The sequence below is a fragment of the Micropruina sp. genome (assembly GCF_047602085.1).
Classification (GTDB): Bacteria; Actinomycetota; Actinomycetes; order Propionibacteriales; family Propionibacteriaceae; genus Micropruina.
In genome coordinates this window covers 118470-131494 of the sequence record NZ_JASGID010000004.1, presented here as the reverse complement: position 1 = coordinate 131494, position 13025 = coordinate 118470, and the positions used below count along the sequence as shown (strand labels likewise).

Annotated in this window: 11 protein-coding genes; 5 read left to right on the top strand and 6 right to left on the bottom strand. The window is 68.7% G+C overall.

The features are described 5' to 3' along the window. Positions 1 to 10: 10 nt before the first annotated feature. On the top strand, positions 11 to 1231 hold the full coding sequence (locus tag QM721_RS07025; protein ID WP_415120385.1) for an MFS transporter: 1221 nt from the start codon (positions 11 to 13) through the stop codon (positions 1229 to 1231). A gap of 378 nt (positions 1232 to 1609) precedes the next feature. Here QM721_RS07025 and QM721_RS07020 read toward each other — a convergent pair whose 3' ends face one another. Both QM721_RS07020 and QM721_RS07015 read right to left on the bottom strand, forming a co-directional pair. Next, on the bottom strand, positions 1610 to 2236 hold the full coding sequence (locus QM721_RS07020) for a nucleoside/nucleotide kinase family protein (protein WP_415120383.1): 627 nt from the start codon (positions 2234 to 2236) through the stop codon (positions 1610 to 1612). Positions 2237 to 2303: 67 nt separating this feature from the next. Continuing rightward, a complete protein-coding gene (locus QM721_RS07015) occupies positions 2304 to 2960 on the bottom strand; it encodes a YigZ family protein (RefSeq protein WP_415120381.1) in 657 nt (218 codons plus the stop codon). 405 nt (positions 2961 to 3365) lie between these two features. Here QM721_RS07015 and QM721_RS07010 point away from each other — a divergent pair, with 405 nt between their 5' ends. Together QM721_RS07010 and ybeY are read left to right on the top strand one after the other, a co-directional pair. Beyond that, entirely contained in the window at positions 3366 to 4307 is a 942-nt protein-coding gene (locus QM721_RS07010; RefSeq protein ID WP_415121028.1) for a PhoH family protein, read from the top strand. A gap of 1 nt (position 4308) precedes the next feature. Further along, on the top strand, positions 4309 to 4776 hold the full coding sequence (ybeY, locus tag QM721_RS07005; protein WP_415120379.1) for an rRNA maturation RNase YbeY: 468 nt from the start codon (positions 4309 to 4311) through the stop codon (positions 4774 to 4776). 24 nt (positions 4777 to 4800) lie between these two features. Here the strand turns inward: ybeY and QM721_RS07000 are convergent, their stop codons facing one another. Beyond that, on the bottom strand, positions 4801 to 6027 hold the full coding sequence (locus QM721_RS07000; RefSeq protein ID WP_415120377.1) for an MFS transporter: 1227 nt from the start codon (positions 6025 to 6027) through the stop codon (positions 4801 to 4803). Between the two features lie 456 nt (positions 6028 to 6483). On the opposite strand from QM721_RS07000, the gene QM721_RS06995 reads away from it, so the two are divergent. Both QM721_RS06995 and era read left to right on the top strand, forming a co-directional pair. Further along, entirely contained in the window at positions 6484 to 7827 is a 1344-nt protein-coding gene (locus QM721_RS06995; protein ID WP_415120375.1) for a hemolysin family protein, read from the top strand. Further along, the gene (era, locus tag QM721_RS06990; protein ID WP_415120374.1) at positions 7827 to 8741 is read left to right on the top strand and encodes a GTPase Era; all 915 of its coding nucleotides are present in this window, start codon (positions 7827 to 7829) and stop codon (positions 8739 to 8741) included. The genes QM721_RS06995 and era overlap by 1 nt, the downstream gene beginning before the upstream one ends. 647 nt (positions 8742 to 9388) lie before the next feature. On the opposite strand, the gene QM721_RS06985 is transcribed toward era, so the two are convergent. From QM721_RS06985 to QM721_RS06975, 3 genes are read right to left on the bottom strand one after another with little or no spacing between them, the layout of a single operon-like run. Then, the gene (locus QM721_RS06985; protein WP_415120373.1) at positions 9389 to 11152 is read right to left on the bottom strand and encodes an AtzH-like domain-containing protein; all 1764 of its coding nucleotides are present in this window, start codon (positions 11150 to 11152) and stop codon (positions 9389 to 9391) included. Continuing rightward, the gene (locus QM721_RS06980) at positions 11145 to 12239 is read right to left on the bottom strand and encodes an acetamidase/formamidase family protein (RefSeq protein WP_415120371.1); all 1095 of its coding nucleotides are present in this window, start codon (positions 12237 to 12239) and stop codon (positions 11145 to 11147) included. Before QM721_RS06980 ends, QM721_RS06985 begins: the two co-directional genes overlap by 8 nt. Beyond that, positions 12236 to 12952, bottom strand: a complete 717-nt coding sequence (locus QM721_RS06975) for a FadR/GntR family transcriptional regulator (protein WP_415120369.1) — start codon at positions 12950 to 12952, stop codon at positions 12236 to 12238. The genes QM721_RS06980 and QM721_RS06975 overlap by 4 nt, the downstream gene beginning before the upstream one ends. Positions 12953 to 13025 lie beyond the last annotated feature (73 nt).

Here is a 13025-nt window from a genome sequence, read left to right as displayed (position 1 = left end):
TGCCTACGTCGTGACTCTTGTTCCGCCGACTGCAGTGCGACGGCAACGCGTGGCTGTTTCGGTGCTTTTCGTGCTGGCCGGCACGGTGATGGGCGGCTGGTCGGGGCGAATCCCGTCGGTTCGCAGTCAACTCGGGGTCGGCGACGGCGAGTGGGGCCTGATCGTGATGGCCCTGCCGCTGGGGGTATTGGTCTCGCTGCTGGTGTTGCAGCGGGTGATCACCCGCACCGGTGCCCGCCGCCCGGCCGTGTGCGGTGCAGCAGGCATGCTGGCGATCACGCCGCTGGCCGCCGCGGCCACCACGACGTCGGCGATGGTGACCTGCCTGCTCGCCCTGGGCGTCGCCGCGGGTCTGCTGTACGGCCCGATGAACGCCCTTGCGGTTGAGGTCGAACGTGGCTACGGGCGCAGCATTCTCTCGTCATTTCACGCCTGGTTCAGTGCCGGGCAGTTCGCCGGCGGCCTGCTCGGTGTGCTCGCCGGGTTGTTGTACGTGGCCCCGTCGATCCAACTAGCGACCTCGAGCCTGCTGCTGGCCGGGGTCTATCTCGCAAGCCTGCGCCGGCTGCCCGACACCCGCACTCCGGTCGAAGACCCACCCGCCCTGCACGAGCCGGCCACCACGCTGCCGGACCAGCCGGTGCCGTCCACCCGCTCGTGGACGCCGCAACTGCTGGTGCTGGCGCTGATGAGCCTGCTCACCTCGATCAACGAGGGCGGAGCGACCCAGTGGAGCGCCCAGTACACCGTGTCGCTGGGCGGCGGCATCGCGCTGGGCTCACTGACCCTGGTCTGCTATTCGCTGGCCATCGCCACGGTGCGGCTGGTCGGCGATCGGCTGGTCGGCGTGCTGGGGCGCCGGACGTTCCTGCAGCTATCCGGCGGGGTGGTTGCGGCCGGGCTGGGCATCGCACTGCTGGTTGGCACCGTGCCTGCGGCCCTGATCGGCTTCGCCTGCGTGGGCATCGGGAGCGGCTGCATCGTGCCCACGGTAGTGACCCTGGCCGGCAACCAGCCCACTGTGCCCTCGGCCAAGGCCGTCGCGCTGATGAGCCTGGGGGAGTGGCCGGCATTCCTTTTCGGACCGCCGTTGATCGGCGCACTGGCCGAGCTGGTCGGCCTGCGGGCGGCGCTGAGCGTGATCGTCGCCGGTGGGCTCGCCATCGTGGTGCTGGCCGGCTTCGTTCATGACCGCACGCCGGCACTGGTCCAAGGGGCCGACCACCGCTGATCGAGCCTGTCGAGATCTCTGCGGCGACGCCGCGCGAAGCGCTGATTGTCGCTGGTCGAGCGTTTTGAGACCTCTGATGTGCCACTGTGCCTGGGTTTCAAGCTCATCCAGCGGTAGTGGCGTTGTCGGCGCTTCCCCAAAAGGTTTCGGCCCACCGATGGTTGATCGCCGAGGCCAGTGCTTCATCTCGAGTTGAAATACAAATTTCCGCGCCCATTCCGGCGATCCGATCGACCGAACCGTTTCAGGTCGGAACCGAGCGCGGAAGTTGGTATTTCACCACCTGCCGAGCCCACTGCGAGTGGTACAGGGAGGCTGGTGGCACTGGAATGGGGCCGCCTCAACCCCATGATCAGCCACGCCATCGGCACGATCCCGCTACGACATGGTCACGATGCGGTCGGCACGCTCCAGGCCAGCGGCGACTAGCCGGGCGTTGGGTTCGTCCACGTTCTCCACCCAGTGCTGGGCGTGTTCGGCGGTGTCGCCATGGCCGAGCCGGCGCCGCACCAGGCGCCGGCGGCGTTCGTCGTCGTCCAGCCGCAGGTACCACACCTCGTGCAACAGCGAACGAACCGCGCCCCAGCCGAACGCGTCGTGCAGCAGGTAGTTGCCCTCGGTGACCACGAGCGGAGTGCCGGGGTCGACCAGGACGGCAGAGCCGATCGATTCCTCCAGGTCACGGGCGAACCAGGGCGCGTACAGCGGGGCGCGCTGCTCAGCCAGTCTGGCCAGCAGGGTGACGTACCCGTCGACATCGAAGGTGTCGGGTGCGCCCTTGCGGTCGCGCCGACCCAGTCGGATCAGCTCGGCATTGGCGAGGTGAAAACCGTCCATGCCGACCACCACCATCGAAGTGCCGAGTTGCTGCTGCAGCGCCGCCGACAGGGTCGACTTGCCCGCTCCGGGAGGGCCGGCCAGACCCAGCAACCGGCGCCCGCCGCCGGCCGCGAGGTCTGCCGCGCGAGCTACGGCGTCGGTGACGGTCAGGGTCGGTATCGGCACCCGACCAGCATGCGGGCAGCGGTTCGATCGAGACAAGCCCGATCAGCAGCGGGCGGGTCGACCACTGTCACCCAGGAACATCGGTGACGCGGCTGTTCCCCGCGATCGGCACCAGCCCGCCGGCGGAGAAGGCCGCGGCATCGTCGATCAGGGCCTGCAGTGCGGACGGCGGAACCAGCAACTGGAAGCGCACCATGGTCGTCCAGACCGGTTCCTGCCAGACCGACCCGTGGCTTGCGGCCCACTCCCGCAGCCAGTTGTCGAGCCGTCCGGCCTCGGCGTGGGGGACGTCCAGGGTCACCTCGGTCAGCCTCTCGCGACGGACGAGCTGCGACCGGTCGAGCGCTTCGGCGACCGCGCCGGAGTAGGCCCGGACCAGGCCGCCGGCGCCCAGCAGGACGCCGCCGAAGTAGCGGGTGACCACGGCGACCAGGTCGGTGAGGTGGCGGTGCCGCAGCACCTCAAGCATTGGGACGCCCGCGGTGCCGGCGGGCTCGCCGTCATCGCTGGAGCGTTGCTGATCGGCCTGTGTGCCCACCACCAGTGCCGTGCAGTTGTGACCGGCGTCCCAGTGCCGTTTGCGCAGCGCGGCGATTTCGGCATCCGCCGCGGCCACGCTGCGCACCGGGACCAGGGTTGCGATGAACCGGGACTTCTTGATCACGATTTCGTGTTCCACCCGCGCTGCGATGGTCGAGGGCAGCGGGGAGGGCGTGGCGCTCACACCGCGAGCCTACGGAAGCGCTGATCAACGCGTCCACCACTGATTGGGCTTATCGAAACCCCTCGTGAGAGCAGTCCGTTCGAGGTCTCGGCAAGCTCGACCAGCGAAAGTTCAGCGCTTGCCCAGGGCAGCACCCGGGTTGGCCGAATCCGGGCCGGACACGTGTCGGCGTGGCCGTCGCAGCCGAGCGTCGCCGCCGCACCGCTGCAGGACTCCCGGCCGCGGCCTACCGCCTGGACGGAGTAGGTGCGGGCGCCGAGGGGGGAGCGGCACCCCGCGCGCGGGGTGCCGCGACACCGGGCTAGGATTCGAACGTTCGACTCGAGGAGGACCATGCGAAAAGCCGACAGTGAGGTGACCCAGCCAACAGGCGTGCGCCGGATCACCGTACCCGCGTCGGTGAACATGGTCAGCGTGCTCGGCCCGGGCGATGAGTTTCTGCGCATTCTCGAGCGCGAACTCACCGCCGATGTGCACGTGCGGGGCAACGAGGTCACCTTCACTGGCGATCCCGCCGATGTCACGGTGGCCTCCGAGGTGTTGACCGAGCTGATCACGATCGTGCGCACCGGCCAGGGGCTCACCGCCGACGCCGTCGAGCGGGTGGTCGGCATGACCGCCCTGCAAGCCGAGACGCTGCGTCCGGCCGAGGTGCTCACCCAGAACATTCTCAGCACCCGCGGGCGCACCATTCGCCCCAAGACGCTGAACCAGAAGCGCTACGTCGACGCCATCGACGCCCACACGGTGGTCTTCGGTATCGGCCCGGCCGGCACCGGCAAGACCTACCTCGCCATGGCCAAGGCGGTGCAGGCGCTGCAGGCCAAAGAGGTGAACCGGATCATTCTCACTCGGCCGGCGATCGAGGCCGGCGAGCGGCTCGGCTTTCTGCCCGGCACGCTGACCGACAAGATCGACCCGTACCTGCGGCCGCTGTACGACGCCCTGCACGACATGGTCGACCCCGAGTCGGTGCCCCGGCTGCTCACGGCGGGCACCATCGAGGTGGCGCCGCTGGCCTACATGCGTGGCCGGACGCTCAACGACGCGTTCATCATTCTCGACGAGGCTCAGAACACCTCGATGGAGCAGATGAAGATGTTCCTGACCCGGCTGGGTTTTGGGTCGAAGGTCGTGGTCACCGGCGACGTCACGCAGGTCGACCTGCCCACCGGCACTCGCTCGGGGCTGCGCATGGTGCAGGGCATCCTGGATGGCGTCGACGACATCGCTTTTTGTCAACTGACCAACCACGACGTGGTGCGGCACAAGCTGGTCGGCCGCATCGTGGCCGCCTACGACCGGTTCGAGTCCATCGACCGCGACCCCAAGAAGAAAGACCGCTGAGTTGAGCGTCGAGATCAACAACGAGTCGAGTGTCCCCGTCGACGAGCAGCGCCTGGTGGCGCTTGCCCTGTTCGCCCTGGACGCCTTGCGCATTCACCCGCAGGCCGAGCTGTCGGTGCTGCTGGTCGACGAGCCGACCATGGCCGCTTACCACGAGAAGTACATGGACGAGCCCGGCCCGACCGACGTGCTCAGCTTCCCGATGGACGAGCTGCGCCCGCCCAAAGACGGCGAGGAGCCGCCGCTGGGCATGCTGGGCGACATCGTCCTGTGCCCCTCGGTGACCGCCGCGCAGGCGGCCGCGTCGAACCGCACCCCCGACGAAGAGGCCGACTATCTGCTGATTCACGGGCTGCTGCACCTGCTCGGCCATGATCATGCCGAGCCGGATGAGAAGAAGGTCATGTTCGACCTCAACGACCGGATCATCGCCGGCTGGAAGGCGCGGCGCGTCGACGTCCTGGGTTGAGCCGGCACCGCGGCGACGGGGAAGTCAGCAGGCCACCGGCTCGAGCGCCGGCGCGTGGCGGTTGATTGCGAACCCGACCGCGCCCAGCGCCAGTCCGACCAGCGCCATTGCGACCCCCACCCACGCCGGTGCGACGAAGCCCCAGCCGGCGGCGATCACGGCACCGCCGAAGAAGGCGCCGAGGCTGTTGCCGATGTTGAGTGCCGAGTGATTCAGAGCTGCGGCAATCGACTGGTTGTCTTGTGCCACGTCCATCAGCCGGGTCTGAATCGTGGGCGCCAGAATCGAGCCGACGAAGTTGAGCGCGAAGAGCAGCACGGCCAGCATGATCAGCCACTGGGCCAGCAGGCCGATCAAGGCCAGCACCATGGCGCTGCCCAGGAACGCCCCCAGCATGGTGCGGCGCAGTTCACGATCGGCCAGGCGCCCGCCAGCCAGGTTGCCGATGGTCATGCCGATGCCGCTGACCACCAGCAGCAGCGGAACTGCCCAGCTCGGGCCGTGGGCGATCTCGGTGATCATCGGGGCGACGTAGCTGTTCACGGCGAAGAAGCCGCCGAAGCCGATGGCGCCGATCGCCAGCGTCAGCCAGACCTGGCCGATGCGAAAGACCTGTAGTTCGGCGCGCAGGGTCCGCTCGGGGCTGCCCTCGTGGTGCGGCACGAAGGCCGCAATGCAGGCGGTTGCGATGGCGAAGATGCCGGTCACCACCATGAAGGTGGTGCGCCACCCGTAGTGCTGGCCCAGAAAGGTGCCCACCGGCACGCCCACGACGTTCGCGACGGTCAACCCGACGAGCACGTAGGCAACGCCCTGCGCGCGGCGTCCGGGGCCGAGTATGTCGGCGGCAACCAGTGCGCCAATGCCGAAGTAGGCTCCGTGCGGCAGCCCGGCCAGCAGCCGCGAGGCCGCCACCCATTCGAAGCTCGGGGCCACGAAGGTGAGTGCATTGAAGACGGTCAAGGCGAGGGCCAGCGCGATCATCACCCGGTGCCGCGGAAACCTCGCCACCGAGCCGGCGATCGTGGGTGCGCCGATGACCACGCCCAGGGCGTACAGCGAGATCAGTGTGCCGGCCTGTGCGATCGCATCCTCGGTGCTGGACGCCCAGGTGTTGGGCAGCAGGTTCCTGGCCAGGTCGGGCAGCAGGCCCATCACGACGAACTCCGTCATGCCGATCCCGAAACTGCCGATGGCAAGCGCGAAGAGCGCTGCTGTTGCCGCCCTCTTCGAGGGAGAAGTCGAATTCATTCGGTAATTATAGTCATGTCGACTATAACGGCCCGGGCGTCTCACGCCCGGGCCGTCCGGATCGATGAGGATCCCGCGATCGGGGACGGTTCCGCGGTTCAGGGGACGGTTCCGGACGGTTCAGGGGACGGTTCCGAACGGTTCATCCGGATGGTTCTCGGGACGGTTCCTTGAACCGGCGGGAACCGTTCCTTGAACCGGCGGGAACCGTTCCTTGAACCGCGTCCTCTGAACCGGCGGGAACCGTCCCCTGAACCGCGTCCTCTGAACCGGCGGGAACCGTCCCCTGAACCGCGTCCTCTGAACCGGCGGGAACCGTCCCCTGAACCGCGTCCCCTGAACCAGCGAGAACCGTCCCCTGAACCAGCGAGAACCGTCCCCGGTGGTTCAGCCGAGGTGGCTGCCGTAGACTGCAGGCTCGACAAGCCGTTGCGTGAAACGAGTGATGAAACCCTGTTGACCGACATCGAATGGTTCGAGTTGGCCGTCGCCACCGCTTCTGCGCTGGTGGCCGCCTTGCTGGTGGCCGGTGAAGCAGCCCTGCAATCGTTCTCGAAGAGCCGGGCGCATCGCCTGCTCGACGAGGGGCGTGGCGGGGCCCAGACCCTGGTGCAGATCACTCAAGATCCTGCTCCGACGCTGAACACCCTGTTGTTCATGCGCATTCTCGCCGAGATCGTGGCCATCGTGATGGTCACCCTGTTCGTGTTCGGACGCTTCGAGGCCACCTGGGAGCGCGTGCTCTACTCCGTCGGCATCATGGTGCTGGTCTCGTTCATCCTGCTCGGCGTCGCCCCGCGCACCTTGGGCCGCCAGAACGCGGACGCCGTCGCGCTCGCCTATGCCCGCCCGCTGGCGATGCTGACCACGGTGCTCGGCCCGATTCCGCAGGTGATGATCCTGATCGGCAACGCCCTCACCCCCGGCAAGGGGTTCGCCGACGGACCGTTCAGCTCCGAGGCCGAGTTGCGTGAGCTGGTCGACTTCGCCGAGGCGTCCGACGTGATTGAGGCCGGCGAACGCAAGATGATTCACTCGGTCTTCGACCTGGGCGACACGATCGTCAAAGAGGTGATGGTGCCGCGCACCCAGATGGTCTACATCGAACACAGCAAAACCGTGCGACAAGCGGTTTCGCTGGCGCTTCGGTCGGGTTTCAGCCGTATTCCGGTGATCGGCGACGACCTCGACGACATCTGCGGCGTGCTCTACCTCAAAGATGCGATCCGCCGCATGTACGACAATCCGCGTGCCCAGGCCACTGAAACCGTCGAGTCGCTGATGCGCAAGCCGACGTTCTGCCCCGACTCCAAGCCGGTCGACGAGCTGCTGCGCGAAATGCAGCTCACCCGCTCGCATGTGGTGATCGTGGTCGACGAGTTCGGCGGCACCGCCGGCCTCGCCACCATCGAGGACATTCTCGAAGAGATCGTCGGCGAGATCGTCGACGAGCACGACCAGGAACTGCCGCCTGCGGTCGAGATCGGCCCCAACCGGTTCCGGGTCTCGGCGCGCCTGGGTGTGGACGACCTGGGCGAACTTTTCGGGCTCAAGGTCGACGACGACGACGTCGACACGGTGCTCGGCCTGATGGGCAAAGAACTCAACAAGGTGCCGATTCCAGGTTCGGTAATCGAGTGGGAAGGCATCCAGTTGGTGGCCGAACGCGGCATCGGTCGGCGCAACAACATTCTCACCGTGCTTGCCTCGCTGGTCGAAGAGACGGAGGCCGATCCGGTAGATGCCGGGGTGAAGGCCGCGACGCAACTGGCATCCGATTCGGCGAGGCGGGCCAGTTGATGCATCGTTCCGGCTTCGCCTGCTTCGTCGGACGCCCCAACGCCGGCAAGTCCACCCTGACCAACGCCATCGTCGGGCAGAAGGTGGCGATCGCGTCGTCGCGGCCGCAGACCACCCGGCACGCGGTGCGCGGCATCGTCACCCGTGCCGACGCGCAGTTGGTGATCATCGACACCCCCGGCCTGCACCGCCCGCGAACGCTGTTGGGTGAGCGGCTCAACGACCTGGTCTATGCCACCTGGGCCGAGGTGGATGTGATCGGTGTGTGCCTGCCGTCCAACCAGCGCATCGGCCCAGGCGATGAGTATTTGGTGGCCGAGATCGCGAAACTGCCCAAGCGCCCGACCCTGGTGGCGCTGGCCACCAAATCAGACTTGGTCAGCCGCGAACGCATGGCCGAGCATCTGCTGCGGATCGCTTCGCTCGAGCAGACGCACGGCATCACCTGGGCCGAGATCGTGCCAACCTCGGCGCTGACCAACGACCAGGTAGACCTGGTCGCCGACGTGCTGATCGCCCAGTTGCCCGAGGGGCCCGCCTACTACCCTGAGGGAGATGCGACCGACGAGCCGACCGAAACCCTGATCGCCGAACTGATCCGTGAGGCGGCGCTCGAGAAGGTGCGCGACGAACTGCCACACTCGATCACGGTCACCATCGATGAGCTCGGGCTGCGCGAAGGACGACCCGAGGACCGTCCGTTGCTCGACGTGTTCGCCTCGCTGGTGGTGGAGCGCGACTCGCAGAAGGGCATTGTGATCGGCCACAAGGGCTCGGTGCTGCGCGACATCGGGACGGCCGCCCGCGCCCAACTGTCCGCCCTGCTGGGCACCCCGGTGCATCTCGACCTCAAGGTCAAGGTGCTCAAAGACTGGCAACGCAACGCCAAATACCTCAACCGGCTGGGCTTCTGAGCAAGAGGCGTTGCGGGCATGGCTGCCCAAACGAGGCGCCGACCTATGAATCGATACTGAGAGGCTCCGCGGGTTGGATGCGTGTCGGTAACACGAGCGGGCGGGTGGCTGCGAGCGGGTTCTATCGGCGGTGATGCCGACACCGTCGGTTGTCGCGAGCCGAGGCGCAGCGGGCAGGGCAGTTCCGGCCGGGGTGGCGCTGGTGCACCGGGCAGGTGTCGATCGTGCCAGGCAGGGCGCCCGCGGCGATTCGTGGGTTATGGCGCCGGCCGGCGCCGCAGGCCCAGCCCCGTGCGCCGAGACGATCGTTATACAGCCCGCAGTGGGAGGCCATAACGCCCATTTCGGCGCGGCGGGGATGATCCGCACCACTGACGCAGATCAATACGCACATTTCTCGGCGGGCCCAGAAAGGGCCGGCGATCGATCTTCCCCAACGGATGGAATCACGTGTCGACGCCGCTGATCGGGGGAGCGAGGCTCCTTGAGAGATTCCGCCAGTAGGCGCTGCCGTCGCGGGCGGCGCATCCGGTGGATGCTTCGCAAGTCGGAGGAGGGAGTCGGGCCGGTGGCCGGTCGAGCGACGACAACGCTGCGAGGCGCCACCGGGGCGTCGCGTAGCAGGCATGGCCTACTGGCGGGAGCTCTTATCCGGCCAGCAACGCGGCCAGCTCGATCAGGGCCAGGTCCGAGCCTCGCGGGCCCACCAGGCAGACCCCGACCGGGCCGTCCGGCAGGGTCAGGGCGGGCACGGCGACCGCAGGACGTCCGGTGATGCCGGCGATGCAGGTGAGCCGGAAAGTGGCCTGGCGGTGGGCGTCCACATCGGCCGGCGAGGCCCACAGCTTCGGGGCCGGGCCGGCGGCCGAGGGCAGCACTAGCACCGTGTCGACCAGCGCGGCGTCGAGGGCGGCCCGCAGCCGCAGCAACGTGGTGCGAGCCTGGGCGTCGTCGGCGGCGGTTATCGCCGCGGCGGCCTCGAAGCGCTGGCCGGCCGCCCCCTTCAGGGCACCCGGATGGGCCTGTACCCAGGCGCCGTGCACCTGCCAAGCCTGAAAGGCCTGGTGCACTCTGAACGCCTCGGCGGCTGCCGACAGGTCTGGCAGTTGCACCACGCCGAAATCGGCGTCGCGGGTCACACACCAGCCCTCGAACGCGTCAGCCACCCCGGTCTGTAGTGCAGGCAGCACGGACGCCACGGCGAGGCCGCCGACCGCACCAGCCGCCGCATCGGCCAGCAGCACCGACGCCGCCCGCCGCAGCAATGCCGGGGTGCGCGTCAGCACCCCAACGGTGTCGAAGTCGGGCGCCAGCGGCAACAGCCCCTGGGAAGAAACCGAACCGTGCGTGGAACGCCACCCCCACAAGCTCTGATAGCTCGCCGGTACGCGAACCGAGCCGCCGGTGTCAGTAGCCAGTCCGATCGAGGCGGCGCCCAGCGACACGGCGGTCGCGGAGCCGCTGGACGACCCACCTGGCAACCCGCCCGGCACCACCGGGTTCACCGGGGTGCCGTAGTGCGGATTGTCGCCAGCCAGGCTGTAGGCAAACTGATCGGTGCGGGCGATCCCCGCGACGGCAGCCCCGGCCATCCGCAACCGCGCAACGGCCGCGCTGTCGGCCGATTCGGGTGTCGCCTCGGCCAGAAATGCTGGCACGCCGGCACCAATCGGGTAGCCGGCCACGGCGAACAGGTCTTTGACGGCAACCGTCTCGCCGTCGAGCGGGCCACAGCCCAAAGCCCCGGCCAGCGGGTCGCCGGCCACCCGCCACACCGCACGGTCGAAGGTGGGCGGGGGAGGGGCGACATGAGCGGTCAGCACCCGCCACGCGTCGTCGCTGCCACGCTGCCACACCTGGGTCTGCAGCCCCCGTCCGCCACGCGCCGGTGCAGTCACCGCCACCACGGCGGCGGCGTCGGGGGCAAGGGGGTACACCCGCACCTCAGCCAGCGTGCGCGGCGGGGCGCCGCGTCGCACCGCACGAAAGTCGTGAATGGACTCATGCCCGACCAGTAACCCGCCCGGGTCGCCGCGCAGGGTCGACGGCGAGTCGACGAACAGCTCGTCCATCGCCGCAAGGTCGTCGGATCCCAGGGCCAACTCGTAGTCGGCGAACGCTTCGAGCAGTCCGGACGGTGCGTCGGGAGCCATCCCGCGCAGGGTCTCGACAAGCTCGACCAGCGGTGGGGTTGGCGGGGTCTCGACACGCTCGACCTGCGGTGGGGTTGGCGGGGTCTCGACACGCTCGACCTGCGGTGGGGTTGGCGGGGTCTCGACACGCTCGACCTGCGGTGGGGTTGGCGGGGTCTCGACACGCTCGACCTGCGGTGGGGTTGGCGGGGTCTCGACACGCTCGACCTGCGGTGGGGTTGGCGGGGTCTCGACACGCTCGACCTGCGGATCAGCCACCGAAGTCCGCCTTCCTGATCCTGGCGTGCACACCCTTCACCAGGTCGACTACCTGAGAGATGTCGAAGTCGGTGGCCGCGCTCAGGTACGCATAGGCCAGGTGTCGGTCCATGCCGTAGCGGGCCTGCAACAGCGCCAGTGCCGCCCGTACGCAGTTCGCCATCGCCACGTCGAGGTCGGGGTCCATTCCGGTCGGCACCAGATACTCCGACGTCTCGGCCAGCGGCCCGGCCAGCTCGCCGAACCGCTCGGACGCCTCGGCCGCCGGCACCACCTCCAGCCGCAGCGTGGCCCGCAGCGACGCCTCCAGGGCGGTCAGCGATACCTCGCCGTCGCCCTGGGCGAAGTGCGGGTCGCCGGTGTAGAAACCGGCCCCCGGCACTTGCACCGGCAGATACAGCGTCGAACCCTCGACCAGCAGATTGATGTCGATGTTGCCGCCGTGCGGGCCCGGCGGCACCGAATGCGGACGCTGCGCACCGGCTGCCGCGACCCCCATGATGCCCAGGAACGGCGACAGCGGAAATCGCACCGCGTCCGGGCCGCCCTCGACCAGCGGTAGCACACCGAAGTCGCCGCCGGCGTCGCTGCGCACCGGGCAGAAGACACTCACCGTGCCGGGGCCGGCCGGCAGCTCACCGGGCAATGCGCCGCGTCCGTGCCGGTTTGAGATCACCCCGTAGGGCACCCGGCGATCGAGCCGTTGCACGGTCACCGCGAGCAGGTCGCCGGGTCGCGCGCCGCGCACCTCGACCGGCCCGGTAACCACGTGCGGGCCGTCCGGGCCCAGCGTGTGCGGACGCCCCGAGGCGGTCAACTCGACCGCCTCGGCCAGCACCTGCTCGGCAGCGACCCCGTGGCCTCCGAAGAAACTCACTGGGTCTCGGCCCTGGTCGGCCAGCAGGCCCTCGTGCGACACGGTGTCGACGGTCACCGTCTCGCCGGAGGCCACGCTGAGCACCGGGGCGTCCGTCGCGCAGGGCAGGTGGCCCCAGAACAGTTCGTCCACCGTTGCGGGCAGGTAGTGGTTGCCCTCGATCTCACCCTCGCCGCGCTGCAGCACGGGGCCGGTCATGCACGTGGTCATCGGGTCTCCGGTTCGGAACGCGGCAATTCGTCCAGCTTGTCTATCAGTTCGCCCACCTCGGCAAGATGGGCGTCCATGACGGCGCGGGCAGCGGCCGGATCGTGGGCGGCGAGTGCCGTGTACAGCCGCCGGTGGCCCTCGATCGAGTTGCGCCGGCCCTCGCGTGCCCAGTGCGAACGCAGTCGCACCTCGTGCACCAGGTTGTTCATCGCCTCGCACACCCCGACCAGTAGCGGATTGCCGGTGGCCACCGCGAGCCTGCGGTGAAACTCGACGTCGAGCCGCAGGGACTCCTCCGCGGTCAGCCCGGCATGGCTTTCGCGCAGGATCGCGTCGAGGGCAGCGAGATCGAGATCAGTGGCCCGGCGGGCGGCCAGTTCGGCCACTTGCGGCTCGACTATGCGCCGCAGTTCGGACACCTGGCCCACGTGGTCGTCGACCTGGTCGCCGAATGCGGCGAAGTTCAGTTGCAGGGGTGTTTCGGACGCTGCCAGAACCACTGTGCCTCGCCCTGGTCGGCGCTCGATCAGCCGGCGGTCCTCCAGTGCGCGCAGCGCCTCACGCAGGGTGGCCCGTGACACGCCGAAGGCGGTGCAGAGTTCGCGTTCGGGCGGCAGCCGGTCGCCGGGAGCCAGGTCTTCGGCGATGTGCTTCTCGAGCCGGGCGGCCACGTCACCGCTGATCGTCCGCGGCCGTTGCACGGTGAGCTGCATCGTCGGCTCCTCTCTGTTCCGAACCGCCGCGGGCCGCCCGACAAGTGGCACAACCATCGTCAGATTGGTAGGT

Bases quoted from the DNA above. Each gene is read 5' to 3' on its own strand.
- QM721_RS07010 (WP_415121028.1), top strand. From the start codon at position 3,366: ATGGTCAGCGTGCTCGGCCCGGGCGATGAGTTTCTGCGCATTCTCGAG.
- QM721_RS07000 (WP_415120377.1), bottom strand. From the start codon at position 6,027: ATGAATTCGACTTCTCCCTCGAAGAGGGCGGCAACAGCAGCGCTCTTC.
- era (WP_415120374.1), top strand. From the start codon at position 7,827: ATGCATCGTTCCGGCTTCGCCTGCTTCGTCGGACGCCCCAACGCCGGC.
- QM721_RS06980 (WP_415120371.1), bottom strand. From the start codon at position 12,239: ATGACCACGTGCATGACCGGCCCCGTGCTGCAGCGCGGCGAGGGTGAG.
- QM721_RS06975 (WP_415120369.1), bottom strand. From the start codon at position 12,952: ATGCAGCTCACCGTGCAACGGCCGCGGACGATCAGCGGTGACGTGGCC.